This window comes from Streptomyces sp. S186 (assembly GCF_051603415.1).
In the GTDB taxonomy this organism is placed as follows: domain Bacteria; phylum Actinomycetota; class Actinomycetes; order Streptomycetales; family Streptomycetaceae; genus Streptomyces.
The window spans coordinates 3,788,342-3,812,085 of record NZ_CP193932.1; the positions used below are offsets into that span (position 1 = coordinate 3,788,342).

At 73.6% G+C, this 23,744-nt stretch carries 23 protein-coding genes; 16 read left to right on the forward strand and 7 right to left on the reverse strand.

From position 1 onward, the window contains the following. Positions 1-19: 19 nt before the first annotated feature. Positions 20-1,144 (reverse strand): cytochrome P450, encoded by a 1,125-nt coding sequence (locus tag ACRAS8_RS16070; protein WP_438486738.1) that lies wholly within the window; start codon positions 1,142-1,144, stop codon positions 20-22. 198 nt (positions 1,145-1,342) lie between these two features. Here ACRAS8_RS16070 and ACRAS8_RS16075 point away from each other — a divergent pair, with 198 nt between their 5' ends. The 10 genes from ACRAS8_RS16075 (at position 1,343) to ACRAS8_RS16120 (ending at position 11,398) form a co-directional block, all read left to right on the forward strand. Next, positions 1,343-2,350, forward strand: coding sequence for a thiamine pyrophosphate-dependent dehydrogenase E1 component subunit alpha (locus ACRAS8_RS16075; RefSeq protein ID WP_438486739.1), 1,008 nt, complete (start codon positions 1,343-1,345; stop codon positions 2,348-2,350). A gap of 12 nt (positions 2,351-2,362) precedes the next feature. Then, positions 2,363-3,400, forward strand: a complete 1,038-nt coding sequence (locus ACRAS8_RS16080) for an alpha-ketoacid dehydrogenase subunit beta (RefSeq protein ID WP_438486740.1) — start codon at positions 2,363-2,365, stop codon at positions 3,398-3,400. Between the two features lie 29 nt (positions 3,401-3,429). Further along, positions 3,430-4,437: an ATP-binding cassette domain-containing protein gene (locus ACRAS8_RS16085; protein ID WP_438486741.1), complete on the forward strand. Its 1,008-nt coding sequence runs from the start codon at positions 3,430-3,432 to the stop codon at positions 4,435-4,437. Then, entirely contained in the window at positions 4,434-5,261 is an 828-nt protein-coding gene (locus tag ACRAS8_RS16090; RefSeq protein ID WP_438486742.1) for an ABC transporter permease, read from the forward strand. The genes ACRAS8_RS16085 and ACRAS8_RS16090 overlap by 4 nt, the downstream gene beginning before the upstream one ends. Positions 5,262-5,294: 33 nt before the next feature. Next, a complete protein-coding gene (locus ACRAS8_RS16095; protein WP_438486743.1) occupies positions 5,295-6,365 on the forward strand; it encodes an alpha/beta hydrolase in 1,071 nt (356 codons plus the stop codon). A gap of 187 nt (positions 6,366-6,552) precedes the next feature. After that, positions 6,553-8,028, forward strand: a complete 1,476-nt coding sequence (locus ACRAS8_RS16100; RefSeq protein WP_438486744.1) for an AMP-binding protein — start codon at positions 6,553-6,555, stop codon at positions 8,026-8,028. A gap of 2 nt (positions 8,029-8,030) precedes the next feature. After that, on the forward strand, positions 8,031-8,900 hold the full coding sequence (gene trpA, locus ACRAS8_RS16105) for a tryptophan synthase subunit alpha (protein ID WP_438486745.1): 870 nt from the start codon (positions 8,031-8,033) through the stop codon (positions 8,898-8,900). Beyond that, complete coding sequence (locus ACRAS8_RS16110; RefSeq protein ID WP_438486746.1) at positions 8,884-10,023, forward strand: acyl-CoA dehydrogenase family protein; 1,140 nt, start codon at positions 8,884-8,886, stop codon at positions 10,021-10,023. Before trpA ends, ACRAS8_RS16110 begins: the two co-directional genes overlap by 17 nt. Before the next feature lie 14 nt (positions 10,024-10,037). Further along, a complete protein-coding gene (locus ACRAS8_RS16115; RefSeq protein ID WP_438486747.1) occupies positions 10,038-10,721 on the forward strand; it encodes a transglutaminase-like domain-containing protein in 684 nt (227 codons plus the stop codon). Further along, positions 10,721-11,398, forward strand: coding sequence for a phosphoribosylanthranilate isomerase (locus ACRAS8_RS16120; protein WP_438486748.1), 678 nt, complete (start codon positions 10,721-10,723; stop codon positions 11,396-11,398). Before ACRAS8_RS16115 ends, ACRAS8_RS16120 begins: the two co-directional genes overlap by 1 nt. A 7-nt stretch (positions 11,399-11,405) precedes the next feature. Here the strand turns inward: ACRAS8_RS16120 and ACRAS8_RS16125 are convergent, their stop codons facing one another. Further along, positions 11,406-13,013 (reverse strand): PDR/VanB family oxidoreductase, encoded by a 1,608-nt coding sequence (locus ACRAS8_RS16125; RefSeq protein ID WP_438486749.1) that lies wholly within the window; start codon positions 13,011-13,013, stop codon positions 11,406-11,408. Between the two features lie 162 nt (positions 13,014-13,175). Here ACRAS8_RS16125 and ACRAS8_RS16130 point away from each other — a divergent pair, with 162 nt between their 5' ends. Continuing rightward, complete coding sequence (locus tag ACRAS8_RS16130) at positions 13,176-13,871, forward strand: indole-3-glycerol-phosphate synthase (RefSeq protein WP_438486750.1); 696 nt, start codon at positions 13,176-13,178, stop codon at positions 13,869-13,871. 334 nt (positions 13,872-14,205) lie between these two features. After that, complete coding sequence (locus ACRAS8_RS16135; protein WP_438486751.1) at positions 14,206-14,637, forward strand: DUF5701 family protein; 432 nt, start codon at positions 14,206-14,208, stop codon at positions 14,635-14,637. Here ACRAS8_RS16135 and ACRAS8_RS16140 read toward each other — a convergent pair. From ACRAS8_RS16140 to ACRAS8_RS16155, 4 genes are all read right to left on the reverse strand, one after another. Then, positions 14,532-15,329, reverse strand: coding sequence for a cyclase family protein (locus ACRAS8_RS16140; RefSeq protein ID WP_438486752.1), 798 nt, complete (start codon positions 15,327-15,329; stop codon positions 14,532-14,534). The genes ACRAS8_RS16135 and ACRAS8_RS16140 overlap by 106 nt on opposite strands. Positions 15,330-15,334: 5 nt before the next feature. Then, positions 15,335-15,598 carry an acyl carrier protein gene (locus ACRAS8_RS16145; RefSeq protein ID WP_438486753.1) on the reverse strand — a complete coding sequence of 88 codons (264 nt, stop codon included), beginning with the start codon at positions 15,596-15,598 and terminating at the stop codon, positions 15,335-15,337. A 34-nt stretch (positions 15,599-15,632) separates the two neighbouring features. Continuing rightward, entirely contained in the window at positions 15,633-16,394 is a 762-nt protein-coding gene (locus tag ACRAS8_RS16150; protein ID WP_438486754.1) for a thioesterase II family protein, read from the reverse strand. A 156-nt stretch (positions 16,395-16,550) separates the two neighbouring features. Continuing rightward, positions 16,551-17,372 (reverse strand): AfsR/SARP family transcriptional regulator, encoded by an 822-nt coding sequence (locus ACRAS8_RS16155; RefSeq protein WP_438486755.1) that lies wholly within the window; start codon positions 17,370-17,372, stop codon positions 16,551-16,553. A 238-nt stretch (positions 17,373-17,610) separates the two neighbouring features. On the opposite strand from ACRAS8_RS16155, the gene ACRAS8_RS16160 reads away from it, so the two are divergent. The 4 genes from ACRAS8_RS16160 (at position 17,611) to ACRAS8_RS16175 (ending at position 23,083) form a co-directional block, all read left to right on the forward strand. Continuing rightward, the gene (locus ACRAS8_RS16160) at positions 17,611-17,775 is read left to right on the forward strand and encodes a hypothetical protein (RefSeq protein ID WP_438486756.1); all 165 of its coding nucleotides are present in this window, start codon (positions 17,611-17,613) and stop codon (positions 17,773-17,775) included. Between the two features lie 113 nt (positions 17,776-17,888). Next, a complete protein-coding gene (locus ACRAS8_RS16165) occupies positions 17,889-20,105 on the forward strand; it encodes a TOMM precursor leader peptide-binding protein (RefSeq protein WP_438486757.1) in 2,217 nt (738 codons plus the stop codon). Positions 20,106-20,132: 27 nt separating this feature from the next. Continuing rightward, positions 20,133-21,692 carry a SagB family peptide dehydrogenase gene (locus ACRAS8_RS16170; RefSeq protein WP_438486758.1) on the forward strand — a complete coding sequence of 520 codons (1,560 nt, stop codon included), beginning with the start codon at positions 20,133-20,135 and terminating at the stop codon, positions 21,690-21,692. Positions 21,693-22,057: 365 nt separating this feature from the next. Next, positions 22,058-23,083, forward strand: coding sequence for a sensor histidine kinase (locus ACRAS8_RS16175; RefSeq protein ID WP_438490504.1), 1,026 nt, complete (start codon positions 22,058-22,060; stop codon positions 23,081-23,083). On the opposite strand, the gene ACRAS8_RS16180 is transcribed toward ACRAS8_RS16175, so the two are convergent. Next, positions 23,025-23,630: a response regulator transcription factor gene (locus ACRAS8_RS16180; protein WP_438486759.1), complete on the reverse strand. Its 606-nt coding sequence runs from the start codon at positions 23,628-23,630 to the stop codon at positions 23,025-23,027. The genes ACRAS8_RS16175 and ACRAS8_RS16180 overlap by 59 nt on opposite strands. Positions 23,631-23,744 lie beyond the last annotated feature (114 nt).

Genomic DNA, 23,744 nt, shown 5'->3' on the forward strand with positions numbered 1-23,744 from the left:
CCCTCCCCGTCGCGGCCGCTCAGCCCGCCACGGCCGGCAGCCGCTCCAGCCCGCCCGTGACCGGCCGGCGGGCGCGCCGCAGTGCCGGACCCGCCGCGCGCAGCCCGGGGGCGTGCCCGGCCACCGCTCCCACCGCGGCCTCGGCCACCGCCCGGGCGAACGGCCCGGCCGCCACACCGTGCGGCGCCGGCATCAGCGGCTCGGGCCCGCGGCCACGGGAGCCTGAGCGGTCCGGGTCGAAGCGGTCCGGGTCGAAGCGGTCCGGGTCGGCGAAGACGCCGGGGTCCCGGCCCGCGGCGCCCACCAGGACGGCCACCTGCTCCCCGGCACCGATCCGCACGCCGGCGACCTCGAACTCCGCGGCCGCGGTCCAGGCGTCCACCTTCACCGGCGGGTCGTGGCGCAGCGTCTCCGTCACGATCCGGGCCGCCCGGTCCGGCCCCCGCCCGTCCGGCGCGTCCGTGCCGGGCCGGGGCATCAGGGCGTGCAGCGCCGCAGCGGTCAGCTCCCGCGCCATCCGCGCCGCCACCACGACCCGCCGCGCCGCCCGGTCGCCGAGGAGCGCCCGCAGCTCGCCCACCGCGGTGAGCAGCGCCGCCGCCTCCGGCCAGGACGGCGGCGCCAGCGCCGCGTCGAGCGCGGGCGCGGCCGCGGCCAGGGCACCGGCCAGCCGCCGGGCGTCCGCCCCGGTCAACCCGTGCAGCTCGGCCAGGATCCGGACCGGGAGCGGCGCCGCCACCTCGGCCACCAGATCGATGGTGCCGCCCGGCCCCGGCAGGAGCCGGGCGCAGCCCTCCTCGGCCGCCGCGTGGGCCCGGCCGAGGTCGAACGGGTCCGGCGGGCCGGCCGCGGCAAGGCCCTCGTCCCAGGTGACGGCCGTCCGGGGCTGCTGTCCCGGCCCGCCGGGCGGCTGCCGGGGCACGGCCGTCAGCTCGGCCGCGACGCCGTGGGCGGTGCACACCCAGGTGCCGAGGCGGCTGCGCCACAGCGGACCGCGGGCGCGGCAGCGGTCGTACAGTTCCCGCGTCCCGGCCGGGTGGCCCCGCAACAGGGCGGCGTAGGGGTCGCCCTGTTCCCCGTACAGCCAGTGGAGGCCCTGAACAAGTTGCAGGCGGCGGCCCCACTCCCGTTCTGCCGTAGCCATCTGCGGCATCTCTCTCCCTCCCGGCGCGGGCGGTTCGCGCCGCGTGTGACGCGAAGGTTAGGCGCGGGCGGCGGAGCCCCGGTCGAGCGGCCGGACCGGGCGTCCGGCCCGCTCGGTTCCCGCTCCACCAGTGCTCCATCGGCCGGGGCGAGGATCGGCCGCGTTCGCCGTTGTCGAGCTGCGGAGGTGACGTCGGCCGTGCCGACCCCCACAACACCGGACGACCGGACCGCCGAACCGGCCGTACTGCTCAGGGAGATGGTGCGCATCCGCTGCGTGGAGGAGGAACTGGCCGACCTGTACCGCGACGAGCAGCAGATGCGTACCCCCGTCCATTTTTCCATCGGCCAGGAGGCTGCGGCCGTCGGGGTGTGCGCCGCGCTGCGCGGCCACGACCTCGTCTATACCGGTCACCGCAGCCACGCCCCTTACCTGGCCAAGGGCGGTGACCTCACCGACATGGTCGCGGAGTTGCACGGCAAGGAGACCGGCTGCGCCGCCGGCCGCGGCGGCTCGGTGCACCTGACCGACCACGCCGCCGGCTTCGCCGGTTCCGCCGCGATCCTCGGCGAGATGATCTCCGTCGCCACCGGAGCGGCCTGGGCGCTCGCCAAGCGGGGCACCGACCGCGTGGTCGCCACCTTCTTCGGGGACGGCGCCGCCGAGGAGGGCGTCTTCCACGAGTCGCTGAACTTCGCCGCCGTCCACCGGATCCCGGTGGTCTACGTCTGCGAGAACAACGCCTACTCCATCTCCTCACCGCTCGCCGCCCGCCAGCCCACCGGAGTCCGCATCGCCGACCGGGCCCGCGGGTACGGCATCGTCGCCGAGCATCTCGACGGCAACGACGTCACCGCGGTGCACGAGGCCGCCCGCCGGGCCGTCGCCCACTGTCGCGCCGGCCGCGGCCCGTACTTCCTGGAACTGGCCACCTACCGCTGGCGCGAACACGTCGGCCCCGGCTGGGACAACGGTGTGGACCGCCCGCACGACGAGGTCGAGGAGTGGCAGCGGCACTGCCCCGTGCGGCGCGCCGCCGACCGGCTCGGCGCTGCCATGTCCGGCATCGAGGAGCAACTCGCCGCCTGGGACGAGGAGTTCCGTGACGAGGCCCGGCTGGCGGTCGCCGCCGCCAAGGCCGCGCCGTACCCCGCCGCCGGCCGGCTGACCGACGGCGCCTACGAGCGCCCCGCCGACGCGAGCTGACAGGAGAGCGCGATGACACGGAAGCTCACGTACTGGCAGGCGATCGCCGAGGCCACCGTCGAGGCCATGGCGGCCGATCCGAGCATCATCGTCGCGGGGCAGAACGTCGACGACCACAAGGGCTCCTACGGCACCACCCGGGGCGCCTTCGAACGCTTCGGCGCCGAGCGGGTCATCGACACCCCCAACAGCGAGAACGCGGTCGCCGGTATCTGCGTCGGCGCCGCCGCCCAGGGACTGCGTCCGCTGGTGGTGCACACCCGCGCCGACTTCATGTTCCTGGCCATGGACGCGCTGATCAACCTGGCCTCGAAGTGGCGGTACATGTACGGCGACAAGGGCGGGGTGCCCGTCGTCATGCGCGGCGTCGTCGGCCGCGGCTGGGGGCAGGGCGCCACGCATTCGCAGAGCCTGCACGCCGTTTTCGGCCATTTTCCCGGACTGTACGTCGCGGCCCCGGCGTCACCCGCCGACGCCAAGGGCCTGCTGCTCAGCGCCCTGCGCGCGGACACCCCGGTGGTGCTCATGGAGAACCGCTCGCTCTACCCCGTCGAGGGCGAGGTGCCCGAGGCCCGGGCCGCGGTCCCGTTCGGCAAGGGGCGCATCGCCCGACACGGCGGCGACGTGACGGTCATCGCGGCGTCCCTGATGGTCCACGAGGCCGAGCGCGCCGCCGAACTGCTGGCCCGGCAGGGCATCGGCGTCGAGGTGGTGGACGTCCGCAGCATCCGGCCGCTGGACGAGGAGATCATCTGCGCCTCGGCGGCGAAGACCGGACGCGTGGTGGTGGCGGACACCAGCTGGGCCAGATATGGCTTTTCGGCCGAGGTCGCCGCCGTCATAGCCGAGAATGTCCCGGGCCAACTCCGTTGTCCTGTAAGGCGGGTGACGCCGCCCGACTGTCCGGCGCCCGTGTCCTGGCCGCTGGAGGAGGCGTTCCATCCCGGTGCGGAGCAGATCGCCGCCGCCTGTCTGGAGCTGGTCGGCGCGGAGCGACCCGCCGTACCCGCCCTCGCCGGTGTCGACGCCGGCTTCGTCGGGCCGTACTGAGTGGGACAGAGCGACCGAAAGGAAAGAACGTGGAATCGCGTAAACCGGCCGTCCTCGCCGAGGGGCTCCGCAAACGCTACGGCACCACCGACGTGCTCGACGGGCTCGACCTGGAGGTGCCCGAGGGATCGGTGTGCGGATTACTCGGCCCCAACGGCGCCGGCAAGACCACCACCGTGGGCATCCTGTCCACCCTCCTGCGCGCCGACGGCGGCCGTGCCGAGGTGGCCGGGTACGACGTCGCCCGGCAGGCCGCCGAGGTGCGGTACCGCATCGGGCTGGTCGGCCAGAACGCCGCGGTCGACGAGGCGCTCAGCGGTCGCCAGAACCTGACCATGTTCGGCAGGCTTTACCACCTCTCCCCGGCCGCCGCCCGGCGCCGCGCAGACGAACTGCTGGAGCGCTTCCGGCTGACCGACACCGGCGGCAAGCCCGTCAAGGCGTACTCCGGGGGCATGCGCCGCCGTCTCGACCTGGCCGCGGGCATGGTCCTGGCACCGCCGGTGCTCTTCCTCGACGAGCCCACCACCGGCCTCGATCCGCGCAGCCGTAACGAGGTCTGGGACGCCGTCCGCTCCCTCGTCGACGGCGGCACCACGGTGCTGCTGACCACGCAGTACCTGGAGGAGGCCGATCAGCTCGCGGACAGCATCTCCGTGATCGACTCCGGCCGGGTCATCGCCCAGGGCACCCCCGAAGCGCTCAAGCGCCGCATCGGCGGCGACCGGATCGACGTGGTGGTGGCCCGCGCCGACACCCTCTCCGCGGCGACGGCCGCACTGGCCCGGATCGGCGACGGCGAGCCGGTGGCCGACGCGGACACCCGCCAGGTCAGCGTGGCCGTACGGGACCGGGGCGCGGCCCTCACCGAGACCGTCCGCGCGCTCGACGCCGCGGGCATCGTCGCCGAGGATGTGGCGCTGCGCCGCCCCACCCTCGACGAGGTCTTCCTCCATCTCACCGGGGACCCCACCCCACCCGCACAGGCGCAGCCCGACGCGGAGCCGGAGTCGACCCAGGAGGCCACGACCGCATGAGCATCACCATCCCCGCACTCCCCCGCGGCCCGGTGGCCCGGCTCCGCTGGGCCCTCGCCGACGCCTGGACCATCACCCTGCGCGGCCTCGTCCACTGGACCCGCGAACCGGGCACCGTCATCAGCGGGTTGCTCTTCCCCGTGATGATGGTCCTGATGTTCGGCTACTTCTTCGGCGGCGCCATGAAGGTGCCCGGCGGTGGCAACTACCGCGAGTTCCTCATGCCGGGCATGTTCGTGATGACGATGGTCTTCGGCATGGGCGAGACGGTCACGGCCGTCGCCGCCGACAAGAACCGCGGCGTCACCTCCCGCTTCCGCGCCATGCCGATGGCGCCGTCCGCCGTCCTCCTCGGCCGGTGTGTCACCGACATGCTCAACTCCGTGCTCGCCCTGGCCGTGCTGTTGGGGGTCGGCCTCGCCGTCGGCTGGGAGGTGCACGGCAGCACCGGCGAGGCGCTCGCCGCGGTCGGGCTGCTCCTGCTGCTGCGGTTCGCCCTGTCCTGGCTGGGCATCTACTTCGGCCTGCTGATGAAGGGCCCCGAGGGCATCACCCTCGTACAGACGCTGGAGTTCCCGGTCGGCTTCCTCACCAGCGTCTTCGTCGCACCCGCCACGATGCCCGGCTGGCTCGGGACGATCGCCGAGTGGAACCCGCTCTCGTCGACGGTCACCGCCGCCCGCGAACTGTTCGGCAACCCCGGCTGGGACGGCTCCTCCTGGATCGTGCAGCACGCCTCGGTGATGGCGGTCGTCTGGCCCGTCGTCCTCTTCGCGGTCTTCTTCCCGCTGTCGGTGCGCCGGTTCCGCAACCTCACCGGTTGACCACCCCACCCGACCCCACACCCGGAGACTCCCATGTCCCTGCGCCTCGGAGCCCGGCTGGCGTCCGCCGCCGGTACGGCCGCGCTGCTGCTCACGGCCGTACCCGGCCCGGCCGTCGCCGGACCCGCGCCCCGCACCGACGCCACCGCCCCGCCGCCCGCCCGCACCGTCCACTGCGTTCCGTTCTCCGCCACCGTCGCGATGGCCCCCGGCGCTCCCGCCGACCAGCGGATCGCCGGCACCCTGTGCGGCCCCCGCGCCGGCCGCTCCACCACCGTCCAGCTGCTGCTGCACGGTGGCACCTACGACCGCACGTACTGGACGGTGCGCGGCACTCCGCGCGCCCCCTCGTACGTGGAGGCCGCTGCCCGATCCGGGCACGCCGCGCTCGCCATCGACCGGCTCGGCACCGGCCGCAGCTCCGCCCCGCCCAGCTCCCGCTACACCGACCGCACCCACGAGTTCGTCGTCCACCAGGTCGTGCAGCGGCTGCGGGACCGCGGCTTCGGGAAGGTCGTCCTCGTCGGCAACTCCTTCGGCGCGACCCTCGCCCGGATGGTCGCCGTCCACCACCCCGGGGACGTCGACGGACTGGTCCTCACCGGTGAGGGCGCCCCGCCCAGCGCCGCCGCCTTCAAGAAGATGGGCTCCCTCTACGGACCGGCCCGCCGCCATCCGCTGCTGGCCGGGCGCGGTCTGGACGACGGCTACCTCGCCCTGCGCCCCGGCGCCAAGGCCGAATGGTTCTACGCCCCGGAGACCGCCGACCCGCGGGTGGTGGTGCGCGACGAACTCCATCCGGAGCCCGACGTCTACCCCGCCGACCCCGGCTACGGCGACACCTCCCTCAACAAGCGCATCCGCGTCCCGGTGTTCGTCGTCGTCGGCAGCGACGACCGGCTCATCTGCGGCGACGGCGGCAGCGACTGCACCAGCTCCGCCACCCTGCGGGCCGCCGCCGCACCCCTCTACGGTCCGGCGGCCCGCCTGGAGACCTACGTGGTCCCCCACACCGGCCATGTGCTCAACCTGCACCGCACCACCGCCCTCTGGTACGGCCGGGTCCAGGAATGGATCGACCGCCGGGTAGCCGGCGGCAGCTGACCGGCCGGCCCGATCCCCCGGGGCCGGCCTCCCCCCCACGTGCCGTGGACCACCCCCGGGTCCACGGCACGTGGCGTCTTGGCGCCCGCCCTCTACACCACGGCTCGAACCAGGCTCCAGAGCGCGAACCGACCATCGGTACCGACAGGCCAGGAGACCGGGACGACCAGGACAAGGACAGGCCCGTATGGACCGCACGCTCGTGGACGCATTCCTCACCCAGGCACGGCGCCGGCCGCACGCCACGGCGCTCGTGCACGACCGTGCGGAGATCTCGTACGGTCGGCTGCTGCGCCTGGCCACGGCGCACCGTGCGCTCCTCGGCCGGCCCGCCGAGCACCCCGTGGCCGTCCCGGCGGCCAAGACACCGGGCACCGTCGCACTGGTGCTCGCCTGTCTGCTGGAGCGCCGCCCGTTCCTGCTGGCCTCCCCGCAGCTCGGCGCGGCGGTACGGGAACAGCTGCACGCGCGGGCGGGGGTGAGCGGCACCGTCGAGCCCCTCGCGGATGCCCCGGAGTCGGACCCGTACCCGCCCGCCCCGCCCCGCCCGGACGGCACCGGCTTCATCCTCACCACCTCCGGCTCCACCGGCGTGCCCAAGGCGGTACCGCTGGGCCACCGCGCGGTCGACCGCTTCGTGGCCTGGGCCGGCCCACGGTTCGGCATCGGCCCGGGGACGGCCGTGCTCAACTACGCACCCCTCAACTTCGACCTGTGCCTACTGGACGTGTGGACGACGCTCGCCCACGGCGGCCGCGCCGTCCTCGTCGACCCCGACCGCGCCACCCGCGGCGGATATCTGCTGGATCTGATCGACCGGCACCGTGTCGAGGTCGTCCAGGCGGTCCCGCTCTGCTTCCAGCTGCTGGCCGACGCCGCCCGCGCCCGCGGCGGCCACCGGCTGCCCTCGGTCCGGCACGCCCTCACCACCGGCGACGTACTGCCCGCGCCGCTCCTCGCCGCACTGCCGGCGTTCCTGCCTGCGGCCCGCCTCCACAACCTCTACGGCTGCACCGAGACCAACGACAGCTTCTTGTACGAGATCGACCCCGCGACCGCCACCCACCCGCTGCCGCTGGGGCGGCCGCTGCCGGGCGTCCACACCCTCCTCGTCGCCGAGGACGGCACGGTCGTCCACGGCCCCGGGCGCGGCGAACTCCACGTCTCGACGCCCTTCCAGGCCGGCCGTTACCTCGGCCCCGGCGCCCCGGCCGGCTTCGCCCCGCATCCCGGCGGTGAGGCCGGGCGCAGTTACTTCCGCAGCGGCGACCTGGTGCGCCGCGACGCGGACGGCGTCCACCACCTCGAAGGGCGCACCGACTTCCAGGTCAAGGTCCGTGGCGTGCGGGTCAATCCGCAGGAGGTGGAGACCGTCCTGCTCGACCACCCGCAGGTGCAGGAGGCGGCGGTGGTGGCGCTGCCCGACCCGGTCGCCGGGCGGCTGCTGCACGCCGTGGTCCGCGCGGAGGCCGCCGCCGGGCTCAACAGCCTCGTGCTCCGCGGCCATCTGGCGCCCCGGCTGGCCCGCGCCGCGATCCCCAGCACCCTGCGGGTCGTCCCCGAGGCGCTGCCGCGGACCACCACCGGCAAGGTGGACCGCGCCTGCGTCACCCGGCGCTACTTCGGTGCGGACGCCGGCCGGCCCACGAGCGGGGTGCGGTAGCCGTGGAGCACCGCCCCCGTCCGCCCGCACCGGGCTTCTTCGCCGGACGGCACCCGGGCCGGCCGGGGCTCGCCGTCTTCCTCAACGCCGGTGACCCGCCGCTCGGCCGGCTGCCCGAGATCGCCGCCGCCCTCGACGAGCAGGGCGTCGACTGCCTCGAACTCGCCGTGCCCTTCCCCGGTTCCGTCACCGACGGGCCCGTCATCCGGCGCTCCGCCCGGCGCGCCCTGGACGCGGGCACCACCGCGGCCGGCGTCCTCGCGACCGTCGCCGCGGTCCGCCCCTCGCTGCGCCGGCTGCGCATTGCGCTTCTCGCCGACTGGAGCCACACCGTCAAGGACATCGGCGAGGAGCGCTTCACCCGTGAGGCGGCCGCCGCCGGCTGCGACGGGCTGCTGCTGCACGGCCTGCCGCCCCGCCGCCGCGACACCTACCTCGACGCGGCGGCGCAGGCCGCGCTGCCCACCGTGGCCACCTGCTACGCCGTCTCCACCGCGCCGGTGGTGGCCCGGGCCGCGGCGGACGCCACCGCCTACGTCTACCTCGTGGCCCACTACGGCCGCAGCGGCACCGACCGGCCCCTGGACCGCGCCGCGCTCGCCCGGACCGTCACCGCGCTGCGCGGCGCCACCCCGGCCCCGGTCGCCGTCGGCTTCGGGGTGCGCACCGCCGCGGACGTCTCCCTGCTCGGTGCCGCCGGCGCCGACGCGGCCGTGGTCGGCAGCGCGGCGGTGGCCCGGATCGAGCGGGCTCACACCGAGCGGCGCGACCCGTCCGGTGAACTCGTCCGCCTCGTGGGCGAGTTGGGCGTGCGGCCGGCCGGCCCGCCCACCGACGACGAAAGGACGGACCGCCATGAGGTGCTGGACTGACGAACAGAAGGAACTGCGCGCGGGCCTGCGCCCCTGGCTCGACGAGCTGAGCGACGGGCACGTCGCCCAAGACGCCGCGGCGGAGTTCTCCCGCGCCAAATGGGAGACGGTGCGCCGCACCGGCCTGCTTTCCCTCCCCTTCGAGGAACGCTGGGGCGGCCTCGGCCGGTCTCTGCTGACCACCATGTACGTGCTGGAGGGGCTCGGCGAGGGCTGCCGCGACGCCGGGCTGAACTTCTCCGTCTGCACCCATCTCGCCAGCACCGGCGTCCCCCTCCAGCGGTTCGGCTCGCCCGCGCTCCAGGAGCGCTACCTCCCCGGTGTCTGCGCGGGCTCGCTGATCGGCGCCCACGCCATCAGCGAGCCCGACAGCGGATCGGACGCGCTGGCAATGCGCACCCGGGCCGTCCGCGACGGCGACACGTACGTCCTCACCGGCGGCAAGGCATTCGTCAGCAACGGCCCGGTGGCCGATGTCTTCGTCATCTACGCGCGCACCCATCCGGACGGCGGGCCCCTCGGCATCACCGCCTTCCTCGTCGAGCGCGGCACACCGGGGCTCGACGTGGGGCACCCCGTCGCCAAGATGGGGCTGCGCACCTCGCCGCTGAGCGAGCTGTTCCTCGACGGCTGCCGGGTCCCGGCGGATCACGTCATCGGGCGACCCGGCGGCGGCTTCCTCGTCCTCGACCACGTGATGAAGTGGGAGATCCTCTGCTCCTTCATCGTGACCGCGGGCGAGATGCACCACCGCCTGACCCGCTGCCTCGACCAGGCAAGGAGCCGCAGCCAGTTCGGGGCACCGATCGGCTCGTACCAGGCGGTCTCCCACAAGCTCGTCGACATGCGGATAGGCGTGGAGAACGCACGCCGGTGGCTCTACGCCACCGCGGAGAAGATGACGGCCGGGAAGAACGTCACCGAGGACATCGCCATCAGCAAGCTGATCACCAGCGAGGCCAACGTCGCCTCCGCCCTCGCCGCGGTCCAGATCTTCGGCGGCAACGGCTACATGGCCGAGTACGGCATCGAGAAGGAGCTGCGCAACGCCGTCGCCGGAACGCTCTACTCCGGCACCTCCGAGATCCAGCGCAACCGCATAGCCAGCCTGCTCGGCCTCTGACCTTGGAGCCCACCGTGACCGATGACGCCCTGCGCGCCACCGCCTTCCTCGACCACGACTCCCCGGAGGTGGCGGACTTCACCGCCGCCCACCTGTCCGCCCTCGCCCCCGACGCGACCCCCGTCGAGCAGGCCGTCGCCCTCTACTACGCGGTCCGCGACGGTATCCGCTACGAGGTGTACGGAGCCGACCTGAGCCGCGAGGGCCTGCGTGCCTCCCGGGTGCTGCGCGCCGGGTCCGGCATGTGCCTGCACAAGTCGGTCGTCTACGCCGCCGTGCTGCGCTCCCTGGGCATCCCGGCCCGCCTCGTCCTCACCGATGTGCGCAACCACCTGGCGTCCCCCCGCCTCATCGGGCTGCTCGGCGGGGATGTCTTCCACCAGCACTGCCTCACGTCGGTGCAGCTGGACGGCCGCTGGGTGAAGGCCACCCCGGTGTTCAACCGGACGCTGTGCCGCCTCTACCGCATCACCCCGCTCGACTTCGACGGCACCCGCGACAGCGTCCACCACCCGTACGGCCGCGACGGCCGGCGGCAGATGGAGATCGTCCGCGACCACGGCGTCTTCGACGACCTGCCCTACGAAGCGGTCCTCGCCGACCTCCGGGCCGCCCACCCGGGCCTGTTCCGCCCCGGCCGGACGCGCTTCGCGGCGGGCTCCCTCACCGGCGACGCCGCCCGCGCGGACGGCACCTGATGCGGGTCAAGTTCTGCGGCGCGGTCCGTGCCCAGGAGGTCCGCGCCGTCGCCGCGGCCGGGGCCGATCTCGTCGGGCTGTGGCACGGGGTGCCCGGCGGCCGGGCCGAGCTGTCCGCCGCGCGCCTGACCGAGCTGGCCGCCACGGCCCGGGCCTGCGACCTGACGCCGGTGCTGGTCACCCTCGCGCGCGAGCGGGCGGCCCTGGTGGCGGCCGCCGCCGGGGCCGGGGTGGAGTGGGTGCAGCTGCACGGTTTCCAGCCGCCCGCGCTGGTCCGCGCCCTCAAGCGGGAGCTGCCCCACCTCACCGTCGTCAAGGTGCTGCACCTGCAACGCACCCACTGCCCGGAGGCCCCGCTGATCGGCGCGTACGAGCGGACCGGCACCGATGTCTTCCTGCTCGACTCCGCGGCGGACGGCCGGCTGGGTTCCACCGGCCGACCGCTGGACCCGCCGGCGGCCGCCGCGCTGGCCGGCCGGCTCACCCGGCCGTTCCTGCTGGCCGGCGGCATCGGCGCCGAGAACCGCGCGGACTACGCCGCGGTCACCGCCCGGCCCGGCTTCCTCGGCATCGACGTGGACTCCGCCGCCCGCCGGGAAGACGGGGCCCTCGACGCCGCGAAGGCCGGGGCCGTGACCCGCGCCTGGCGCGGTCCGGCCCCGGCCCCCTCCGGGTGAGCGCCCCCTACAGGTCCACCACCAGCCGGTCCCCGCGAGCGCGGGAGACGCACGGGTACATCACGTCGGTGCGCTCCCGCTCCGCGCGGGAGAGCACGTCGTCACGGTGGTCCGGGGTGCCCGCCAGGACGCGCAGTTCGCAGCTGCCGCAGAGGCCGTCCTCGCAGGAGGCGGAGAGCCCCGGCGCGGCCTCCCGCAGCGCGTCCAGCACGGATTGGCCGGCGTCGACCGTCACCACCTCTCCGGTGGAGCGCAGTTCGACCTCCAGCGGCCGGTCGTCCTGCGGTCCGGTCTCGCGCGCACTGGCCGTGAAGCGCTCCAGGTGCAGCCGGCCCGAGGGGCAGGCGGTCGGCATCAGCTCCTCCACCGCCCGCATCATCCGGTCCGGTCCGCAGCAGTACACGGCCGTACCGTCCGGGCTCGCCGCGAGGTGCGCGGCCAGATCCGGGCGGTCCGCCGTGTCCCGGGGGCAGATCAGGACCTGCTCCGGACCGTACTTCTCCAGCTCCGTCCGGAACGCCATCGTGTCCCGGCCGCGCCCCACGTACACCAGCCGCCAGGTGGCGTTCCGGCGCTCCGCCTCGGCGATCATGGGCAGGAAGGGGACGATGCCGATGCCGCCCGCGAGGAAGAGGAAGCTCTCCGCCTCGGCGAGTGGGAAGTGGTTGCGCGGGCCGCGCACCGCGAGGCGGTCGCCCACCGACAGACCGTGCACCTCCACGGAGCCGCCCCGCCCGGCCGGCTCTCGCATCACGGCGACGCGGTAACCGGACCGGTCGTCCGGGTCGCCATGGAGCGAGTACTGGCGCACCAGGCCCGACGGCAGCACCAGGTCGATGTGGGCACCGGGTGCCCAGAGGGCCGCCTGGCCGGAGACGAGGGCCAGCCGCAGCCCCACCACGTCGTCGGCGAGCCGGTCGACGGCGGTGACGGTGACCGGGGTGTCGCCGCCCGGTGCCGCCCCGGCGGCCTGGGCGCGCCCTGCGGCGGCGTGCCGGCGCCCGCGCGCCGTGCGGCCCCACGGCTTGTAGACGGAGAGCAGCGACAGGAACACCAGCAGCCCGAACACGGGTGGGACCGTCCAGGCCAGCAGGGCGCCCTCGGTGCTGGGACGGTAGGTGCCGCCCTCCGCCTCACCCGCCTGCGCGGCGGCGATCAGCACCAGCGGGTGCGTGTAGACCCAGGCGAAGAGCGCGACCGACAGTGCCAGCGCCCACTTGACCAGCACCCACCAGTGGCGCAGCAGTCCCCAGGGCGTGCCGCAGCCCAGCAGGACGCCGGTGACCCCGCTGACGAGGCTCACGATCGACACGGTGGTCTCGTCGAAGACGTACATCGCGTAGTACGCGCCCTTGGCGATGCCCGGGTCCGTCGTGAGATAGCCGATGAGGGCGAGAGTCGCCATCGACATGGACAGGCCCATCCAGCCGACCGACGACGCGATGTGCAGGGCGAGCGTCAGCTTCCGTCCGCGGGCGCTCAGCCGGAAACCCTTCCCGTCCTTCTTCTTGCTGCGTCTGCGCGGGCGGGACCGGGCCGCCCGCTCCTGCCGGTCGGCTCGCGCGCGCTCGCTCGGGGGGGCCGGTGCCGGCCGGTCCAGAGGGAGGGTGGACACGGAAGACCTCTCTTTCCTGTCGTGCCGTGCGTCGACATCAACGTCCCAAGGTCCCAGCCGCCACTTGAGTACGGCTCGTGCCGGACAGCGGCCCACCGCCCGCCGGGGCGGCTCCAGTTGCGCACCAACGCCGTACCAACGGCCCCCGGTACAACACCGGTCATGAACTCACCCTTCGTCACGGCACTCCTGGCCGCCGAACGACCGCTGATCATGGAGGTCAAGCGGCGGGACGCGCACGGCACCGACCTCCTCGCCGGCCGTACCCCCGCCGAGGTCGTCGCCGCCTACGAGGCTGCGGGCGCGCCCTGCCTGTCCGTGGTGACCGGCCGCTGGTTCGGCGGCACCGACGCCCTGCTGCGGGAGGTGCGGGAGCACACCGTGCTGCCGCTGCTCCGGAAGGACTTCGTCACCCGCCGCGCCCAGCTCACCGAGACCCGGGAGCTGGGCGCCTCGGCCGTGCTGCTCACCGCGGGGCTGCTGCCGGCCCGGACCCTGCGCACGCTCGTCATCGGCGCGCTGCGCACCGGCCTCACCCCGTTCGTCGAAATCACGTCGGAGGAGGAGCTGGCACGCGTACCGCACCCCGAGGAGTGCGTGATCGCCGTCAACAACAAGGACATCGGGGACCGGGAGCGCGGCGCCGGCGACCTCGGCCGCAGCCTGCGCCTGCTGCCCGCAGTCCGGGCCGCGGGCACGCCCTGCCCGGTGAGCGCCGGCGGCATCGACGGGCCGGAGGCGGCGGCGCGCCTGCTGGCGGCCGGCTACCGGGGACTGCTGGTCGCCACCGCGCTGCTGCGGTCACCGGACCTGAACGCCTGGCCAACGGTCAACACCCCGCCAGGCATGCACATGTGACCGAGGCCCATATCCGCCGCCCCACCCACCCCGACAACCTCGACCCCCCCACGGGAGGAACCCAGTTGACCGAGCAGTCAGGGCCGGCACCACCGGAGATCTTCCACGCAGGAGCGGAGTTCGACCGTCAGGTGACCAACCTGATCGGCCACGGGTATTCGGAGCAGGCTGGGCTCGCCCCGGACGAGTTCCGGGCCCTGGTCGAGCCCCTGCGGGAGACCGCCGCTGCCGTGACTGCCCAGCGCTGTGAGCCGGAGACCGGCCGCCCGGCGCCCCCGAGCAGAGCGCCTGCCTGCTGTGCGGCATCGAGCGGGGCGAGGAGTTCTGCGGCGCCGTGCCCAACGACGCCATGGAGACCATCGCCGGACGCGGCCGCACCCTGCTCACCATCGAGGAGGGCGTCGCGCTCGTGACCCACCACCCGCAGGTGCCGGTCAAGAACAGGTGCTTCTCGCTCGGCGGCTCGCGCTCCGGCGACCGCCGGGTGCCCGCGATCTGGATCAGCCGGCGAGCGCCGAAGCTCGGCTGGTGCTGGGAGGTCAACCCGCACACCTGGCTCGGCATGGCCTCCGCGGCCGCCCGCCGCACGGCCGGACAGCCGGTACACCACGGCGGCCGGCGGGGTGCCCTGACCGGGCCCCGCCGGCCGCCGCGGGCCGTTCAGCCTCGGTCGCCCTCGTCGGGCTCCTCCTCGACGAGAGCGACCGCGCGTGTCCAGCCGGCACCGGAGCCGACCAGCTTCACGGGAAAACAGCTGACGGTGTAGCCGTACGGGCCGGGCAGCGCCTCCAGCCGGTGCAGCCGCTCGATCTGGCAGTACTCGCGCCGGCGGCCCGCGAAGTGGGCGGGCCACAGCACCGAGCGGTCACCGGTCTCGCGGTAGCGGCGGATCATGTGGCCGAAGGGCGCGTCCAGACTGAAGGCGTCTGTGCCGATCACCTTGACCCCGAGGTCCAGCAGGAAGTCCGTGGCGGGGCCGTCGAGGCCGGTGAATTCGGTGAAGTACCGCTCCGTCCCGGCGTGTTCGGAAGCGCCGGTGTGCAGCAGCACGATGTCGTACGGCTGCGGGGCGTGGCCGATCCGGTCGATCTCCCGCCGGAGCACCTCCACCCCCGCGGCGCCCGCCGGCTCCCCGCGCAGGTCCAGCCGGACGGCCGGGCGGTGGAACCAGTCCAGTGGCATCTGCTCGATGGTCCGCGGGGTGCCGTAGGCGGCCCTGGTCCCGTAGTGGGCGGGGGCGTCGACATGGGTGCCGGTGTGGCTGGTGAGGGTGAAGGTGTCCAGCGAGAGCAGCTCGCCGTCGGGCAGCGCGGAGACGTCGAAATCCAGGCCGAAGTGGCGCTGCATCTCGTCCCGCATGTGGCGGGCGCCCTCGGCGGGGGTGAGGATCTCGTGGACCACCGGATCCGGCTCCCACGCACCGGCGTCGACACCCGACGACAGGTCGATGAGACGCACCGGCGTCATCCCGCCGTACCGGCCGAGAGCGCGTCGTTGACCATGGCAAGGTACCGCCGCGGGGTGTCGGCGTCGCTGACGGCGTCCTCGTCGAGCCGAAGGCCCAGGGAGCGTTCTATGTGGCCGGTGGTCTGCAGCATCGCCAGCGAGTCGTAGCCGAGGTCGGTGAAGGTGAGATCCAGGATGTCGCCCTGGAGGTCCACCGTCTCGTCGGTGCCCGCGCACTCCCGCAGCGTCCGGGTCAGGTCGGTGAGTTCGAACTTGGCCATCGTTGATCAGCCTTTCTCGGTCAGGTGGCAGAGGTCATCGGTGGGCGACGGGGTCGAGCACCCGGGGCGCCGCCATGCGGGCCACGACGCGGCAGGCCCGGCCGAGCAGCCGCGGCAGTTCCGGGCCGCGGACGAAGAAGTGGCCGCCGGGCAGTGTCCGCTCGACCACCCGGCCCGTGCTCCAACTCCGCCATCCGGCCATCACCTCCGGCCCCGCGACGGGATCCGCCGCGCCGGAGACGGCCAGCAGCGGTGCGGTCAGCGGCCCGTCGGCCGCCGCCCGCAGCCTGCCGGCCAGCCGGAGGTCGTCCCGCAGAGCCGGCAGGACCAGCCGCCGCCAGGACTCGGCCGGCGCTCCGTCCGCCGGGAGCGCGCCGAGTGTCGCGAGCCGGTCCAGCAGCTCGTCCTCCGGCAGCTCGGCACAGTCGGCCAGCGGAGCGGCCGCGTCCGGCGGGGCGCAGGCGCCCACCGCGACGAGCGCCGGGCCGGGCAGCCCGGCTCGCTCCAGGGCGACGCCCAGACCGTGGGCGATGAGGCCGCCGAGGCTGTGCCCGTAGAGCGCGTACGGCCGGTCCGGTGCGGCGGTCACCAGGTGCCGCAGGTCGGCCAGGATGTCCGCCGCGCCGCGGACCGGCGCCTCGCGCCGCCGCCCGGCCCGGCCGGGCAGTTTGACGGGCACCGGTTCGGTCCCGGGGCCGGTGCGGCCGGGCCAGTCGCGGAAGGCGGAAATGCCCGCTCCCGCGTGGGGAAAGCAGTAGAGCGTGACGGGCTGCGACGCCCGCTGCCGTTCCCTCATGGCTGGTCTCCTTCTCGAAGCGCCGCCCCGGCGGACCGGGCGGACGGTCCGGCCCGGTGGACGACACCACCTTGGAGACGCCGCCTAGAGCTCGGCTCGAAGGGCGGAGGACCAGGGCCGCCGGCCGGACGCGACCCCGGCCGGCGGCCCGCCCCATCAGGCCGCGTAGAAGTTGAACGTCGGGCCGCGCCGGCCGGTGGCGGGGGAGTCCAGCGCCGGGTCGGCGGAGAGCAACCCCTGGTGCAGACGCTGGAGTTGGGGCGAGGGTTCGAGCCCCAACTCCTCGCGCAGGCGCCCACGCAGCGACCGGTAGACGTCCAGCGCCCGGGCCTGCCGCCCCGCGCGGTAGAGCGCCACCATCGCCTGGGAGTGGAAGCCCTCGTGCAGCGGGTGCCGGGCGATGAGCGCGGTCAGCTCGGTGAGCAGTTCGGTGTGGCGGCCCAGCCGCAGATCGGCGTCGATCCGCCGCTCCAGGGTGCACAGGCGGCTCTCCTCCAGGCGCATCACCTCGATGTCGAGGATCGAACCGGCCTGGACGTCCACCAGCGCGGGGCCGCGCCACAGCGCCAGCGCCTGCCGGAACAGCCGCGCCGCCCGTCCGTCCTCACCCGCGTCGAACGCGGTGTGGCCGGCGGCGACCAGGCGCTCGTACTCGTGCACGTCGACGCATTCGGGGGGTACCTGGAGCAGGTACCCCCCGTGCCGGGTGACGAGGACGTCCTTGGACCCTTTGGACGCGTCCGGGCCGAGCGCGGTGCCCAGCCTGCGGCGCAGCTGCAGGATGTACGTCTGCAACGTGGTGAGCGCGCTGCGGGGCAGGTCGGTGCCCCACACCTCTTCCATCAGCGTGGGCACGGGCATCACCCGGCCCGGGTAGAGCGCCAGAAGCGAGAGAATCTGTCTGGGCTTTCCCGCAGTGGGAACGATCGACCCCCCGCAGACATCAGCGCTCAGCGGACCCAGAACCCTGATCTCCATCATTCCTCCGTGGTGGTGAATTTCCGCCTCAGCCTCACTTGAGCTCAGCTGGCCCTTCGAACGTGCCATCCACGAGGCCCGGGGACCAGTGCCGCCCTCCCGGACCGGCCGTGAAGACAACCCATGGGCGGATATGAGGACTTCATGTGCCGGGCATGAAACCGGCACTGTCCGGGCCCGGGCGGCGCCGGAAGACTGCTGCCGTGACAGCACATTCCGACGGGACACGGAGCACTCCATGGGAACTGGTATGCACGGCGCGGCGGTCGAGACCAACAGCGACGGCGGCCCGATCGACGTCGATCTCCTCATAGAGAACCTGTCGCACTTACCGAGCACCGAGCTGATGGCACGGTTCTGCGCCACCTGCATGTGCTGGACGACGCCGGACACCGAGGTCTGAGGGAAGCAGGGGCAGGCGTGGAGGACTCCCTGAGAACCGCTGCCGGGCCAGGCGCCGGCGCGTCGCGTGGGGCGGGCGGCGGCCTCGCCTTCCGTCCGCATCTCCGTGCCGAGGTGGTGCCCGACGAAGCGGTGTACCTCGTGTCGGACCGCGGCGTGACCGCGCTGCGCGGTGACGCGGTGCTGGCCGTGGCCCGGCTGCTCGACGGCACCCGCGATGTCGCGCAGGTGGCGGCCGATGCGCCCGGGGGCCTGTCGGAGGACCAGGTCCGGCTGCTGATCGGCAGGCTCGCGGAGAACCGGCTGCTCACCTCGGTGACGCCGGGTGCCGCGGAGCGCTCCGTGCAGGCGTACTGGGAGCTGGCGGGCCTCGACGGCTCGGCGGCGGCCCGCCGCGCCGAGCGCGGTGAGGTGTCCGTCACCGTCGTCGGGGAGGCGGATCCGGCAGGGCTGCGGGCCGCGCTCGGCGCGGCGGGTCTGGCGGTCAGGCCCACCGATGAGCTGGGTCCGGACGGACTCGTCGTGGTGGTCTGCGACGACTACCTCGACCCGGCGCTGGCCGCGCTGGACGCCGCCCAACGCCGCAGCGGACGCCCGTGGTTGATGACCCGGCTGGGACGGGCGGACCTGTGGCTCGGCCCGGTCTTCCGCCCCGGCGCGGGTCCCTGCTGGAGCTGTCTCGCCGACCGGCTGGGCCGTAACCGCCATGCCGAGAACTACCTCTGGCAGGAGCTGGGACTCCGCCTCCCCGCACCCGAGTCGGCCCCGGTGCCGGTCGCCGCGGCGGCCGAACACCTCACGGCGCTGGAGGCGGCCAAATGGCTCGCCGGCCACCGGCACCCCGGCCAGAACGCCGTCTGGACCCTGGACACCACGACCCTGACCGGGCACCACCACGCGGTACGGCGCCGCCCACAGTGCCCGTCCTGCGGTGACCGCGGGCTGCGGACGGCCCGTGCGTGGCGCCCGCTGGCGCTCCGCTCCCGCCCGAAGGCGGCCGATCTGAACGGCGGCGCGGACCGGGCGGTCGCGGCCCGGGAGATGGCGGAGCGGTACGCGCATCTGGTCGACCCACTCACCGGCGTCGTCAAGGAGATCCGGCGCGATCCGCGCGGCCCGGAGTTCCTCAACTGCTTTCACGCCGGCCACAATCCGGTCGTCGCGGCGGACGGTCCGGGCGCGGTCCGGGCCGGTCTGCGCAGTTTCAGCTCGGGCAAGGGCATTACCGCCGAGCACGCCCGGGTGAGCGCGCTGTGCGAGGCGGTGGAGCGCTACAGCGGCCACTACCAGGGCGACGAGGCGACGGTGCGGGCGACCTACAGTGCCGTCGCCGACCGCGCCGTCCACCCGGATGCGGTGCAGCTCTTCCACCCGCGCCAGTTCGCCGACCGGGAGCGGTGGAACGCCGAGCACGGCCCGTTCCACCGGGTGCCCGAGCCGTTCGACGAGAGCGCGGAGATCGACTGGACACCGGTGTGGTCACTCACGGCGGGCCACCACCGGCTGCTGCCGACCGCCTCCCTCTACTACAACGCGGCCCATCTGCCCGGTGGCCGGTTCTGCGTCGCCGACTCCAACGGCGCGGCCGCGGGCAGCAGCACCGAGGACGCCGTCGTACAGGGCACGCTGGAGCTGGTGGAGCGGGACTCGGTCGCCCTGTGGTGGTACAACCGCACCCGCCAGCCCGCCGTCGACCTCGACGCCTTCGACGACGCATGGGCCGACTCCATGCGCCGCTCGCACACCGCCCTCGGCCGTACGGTGTGGGCGCTCGACCTCACCGGCGATCTGGGTATCCCGGTCTTCGCGGCGCTGTCGCGGCGTACGACGCCGGGCACCGAGGACGTGGTCATGGGGTTCGGCGCCCACTTCGACCCACGGACGGCGCTGCGCCGCGCGCTGACCGAGCTGAACCAGATGATGCCGCCGGTGATCGGCTCGCGGGGCACCGGCGGTGGCTACGGCACCGACGACCGGGCCGCGCTGCACTGGTGGCGTACCGCGACGGTGGCCACCCAGCCGTATCTGCTGCCCGACCCGGGGCAGGCGGCCCGGACACCGGACGGTTTCCCCCGGGTGGCGCGCGCCGATCTGCGGGACGACGTCACGGCCCTCACGGGGGCGCTTCGCGAGCGGGGGCTGGAGATGCTGGTCCTGGATCAGACACTGCCCGACATCGCGCTGCCGGTGGTGAAGGTGATCGTCCCGGGGCTGCGGTCCTTCCGGGCCCGGTTCGCCCCCGGCCGGCTGTACGACGTACCCCGGAGCCTGGGGCGGCTCGACCACCGCCGCTCCTACGCCGACCTCAACCCGATCCCGCTGTTCATGTGATGCGCCGCCGCCCGAAAGGCCCCGATCTTGAGCCTTCGTTTCTCCTCACCCGAGCGCGCCGAGGACGTTATCGAGGTGTGCTCGCTCCGTGATGACGCCCTGGTGGAGGCACCGACGGACGGGCCCGGGCCCGCGGTGCTGACCACCCGATGGGACGACGTGCGGCTCCCGCCCGCGTCCACGGCGCTCCAGCAGGTGCTGGAGCGGATGGCGCGGGAGCTGGTGCCGCTCAGTGAACTGGAGCCGTTCTGGAGCGCGTTGCCGCGGGAGCTGGAGGGCGCCCTCCAGCAGGTCCTGGTCCGCTCACTGGCCGTCGGCGGCGGTGATCCGCTGCTGTCGGTGGTGCCGATCTCCCGGACGGCGAGCTTCCGGCCGGTGCCGCCGCGGCCTGGTGCCCTGCACCGGCTGTCGCGGTTCGCCCTGATGCGGTCGGACGGGGACGGGCTGTGCATCGAGTCGCCGCTGTCCGGGCACCGGGTCGCGCTGCCGGGCATCGACGGGGTCCGGCTGACCGGCTGCTTCGGCCGCGCGTCCACCGTCGAGGACACCGCCGCCGAGCTGCACCTGCCTGCGGGGACGGTACGGGCAGTGGTCTCCTACCTCCTCGCCGCGGGCATGCTGGTCTCCGACGGATCGGGGCCCGATGAGGAGCCGGGCCGGTTCGCCGAGGACGGCGATCCGGCCCTGATCGCCTGGTCGCCGCACGATCTGATGCTGCACTCGCGTAGCCGGGTGGACTGCCACGACGGTGCCCACGGGGCGACGTACCCGTACGCCGGGCGGATGGCGCCGGAGCCGGTGGTCAAACCGGTCGTGGCGCACCAGCGCGTCCCGCTGGTCCGCCCCGCGCTCGACCGGCTGCTCGCACAGGACCCGCCGATGACCGCGGTCCTGGAGGGCCGCCGGTCGATGCGGCAGTACGGCACCGAGCCCTTGACGCTTCGCCAGCTGGGCGAGCTGCTGTTCCGGGTGGCCCGTATCCGCTCCCTGGGCTCCGCGCCGGATGTCGCCGAATACGGCGCGGGCAGCAGCAGCCGCCCCTATCCGAGCATCGGCTCGACCTACGCGCTGGAGCTCTACCTGACCGTGGGCGACTGTGAGGGGCTGGAGTGCGGCACGTACCACTACGACCCGGTGGAGCACGCGCTCCGGGCGGTGGCCACCGGCCGACCGGTGGCAGGTCAACTGCTTTCCCAGACACGGCTGCTGGCCGGCGGGCGGGCCGAGCCGCCGGCGCTGATCACCATCACGGGCCGTTTCCGCAGGATGACGTGGAAGTACAGCGGGATGGCGTACACCGCGCTCCTGAAGGATGTCGGGGTGCTCCAGCAGACGCTGTATCTGGTGTGCACCGCGATGGGGCTGGCGTCCTGCGCAACGTCGGGCGGGGACGGCGATCTGTTCGCCCGCGCCGCGGGTCTGGACTGGCGGGTCGAGTCGAGCGTCGGGGGGTTCGCGCTGGGTTCGCTGCCGCCCGCCGAGGCGGAGCCCGCGGCGGGCGGCATGCCGCTCAACGGTTATGACTGGCCCGGGCGTTCGGCCGAGGTGTTGCGGGATTGCTTCTCCCGCCGGCGCCGGCGGGACTGACCTTACGGCCAATTCCGGTACGAATGGTTCCAGTTGCGGGTAACCGGAGCAGCTCCGCGTTCCGGTCTTCCGGCATATGCTGACCCGAGGGCCATTCTCCCGGGAGGGTATGCGTGATGAAGCTCGCCAGCTGTCTCTTCGCCAGTTTCCCTGTGGAGGCGGCCAGAATGCTGGGGGGCTCCGGCCGTCCACAGCTCGCGCCGCGATTGGCCGTCACCATCACTGCCGTGGTTTTCTTCGGATTTTTCCTGGTGTCCGGAATATTCGTGTTACGGATGCACAGCGCGCCGTGGATTGTCGTCTGCTGCATCGGAATCCTTGCCCTTTTGTTTCTCCTTCAAATTTCTCATTCCTTTCCCGGTCTGATGCCCCGCTTGGCGCGTTATCGGTACGCAACGCTGTGCCTGCAGGCCCTGCTCACCTATCTGCCGTTCCTGGCATTCAAGAACGCCTGGCTGGGAATGCCCGGATTCCTGGCCGGCTCCATGGCACTGGCCCTCCACAAGGCCCTGGCATGGCCGTTTCTGGGGCTGGTGGTGGCGAGCACCGTAGTCATCCAGTTCTCGGTCGGCTACGGCTGGGAGGATGTGGCGTACAACGGCGTCTCCACGCTCATCACCGCGCTGGTGGTGTTCGGGCTGAGCCGCCTCGCCGATCTGGTGCGGGAGGTGCACGCGGCCCAGAGTGACGTGGCCGCGCTGGCGGTCACCCAGGAGCGACTGCGCTTCGCCCGCGACCTCCACGACATGCTCGGCTACAGCCTCTCCACCCTCACGGTCAAGTGCGAGGTGGCCCGCAAGATGGTGGGGGTGGACCCCGTCCGCGCGGAGCAGGAGCTGGCCGAGGTGGTGTCCTCGGCGCGCGCGGCACTGGCCGATGTGCGGGCCGTCGCCAGCGGCTACCGCGGGATGTCGCTGGTGGCCGAGGTCGCGGCGGCGAAGTCTGTGCTGGAGGCGGTGGGCATCCGTACGGCGACACGGGTGGCGGACCTGAACCTCCCGCAGGCGGTCAACGACACCCTGGCGGCGGTGGTGCGGGAGGCGGTGACCAACCTGCTGCGGCACAGCAAGGCCCAGCGCTGCCGGATCGTGGTGAGCACGGACGACGGCACCGCCCGGCTGCTCCTCCGGAACGACGGCGCCTCTGCCAAGGGCAGTGTCCTCGGCGAAGGTCAGGGCGCGGGCGGGCGCGGTCTCGTCAACCTCACGGAGCGGGCCCAGGCGCTCGGCGGCCGGCTCACCGCGGGTCCCGAAGGCAACGGGTGGTTCCAGCTGGACGTCTCGCTGCCGCTGCGTTCCCCCCGGGGTCCGGGCACCGGGCCCCCGAAGGCGCTCACAGCCAGCCCGAGTCCCGGGCGATCCTTACCGCGTCCATCCGATTGCGCGCGTTGAGTTTGGTGACCGCGGTGGTCAGGTAGTTGCGTACGGTGCCGGTGGAGAGGAAGAGCCGGCCGGCGATCTCCACGGCGCTCTCGCCGTCGGCGGCCAGCCGCAGGGTCTCGCGTTCCCGGGCGGTCAGCGGATTCTCCGCGGACTGCAGGGCGACGACCGCCAGATTGGGATCGAGTACCCGCTCGCCCTTGGCCACCTTGCGAATGGCATCGGCCAGCCGCTCGGGTTCGGCGTCCTTGAGCAGGAATCCGGAGGCGTGCGCCTCGAAGGCCCGACGGAGGTTGCCGGGCCGTCCCAGACTGGTGAGGATCAGTGTCCGGCATTCGGGCACCTGCTCATGGAGCTGGGCCGCCACTTCGATTCCGTCCGTTCCCGGAAGATCGATGTCGAGCACCGCCACATCCGGACGGGTTTTCAACGCCCAGGCGAGCACGGCGTCCCCGGATTCCTCCTCGGCCACGACCTCGATGTCCGGTTCCAGTTCCAGCAGTGTCACCAGCGCCTTGCGGAGCATCAGCATGTCTTCAGCGAGCAGAACTCTGACCACAGAATTTCCCCCGTACGTCGCTCAATGCTGGCATCGCACGGTAGATCGTAACTGTCCGGTCCGACAGCGGGAAGGCTCGAAGGGTGACCCCACCGCCGGACCGGCGGCACTCCG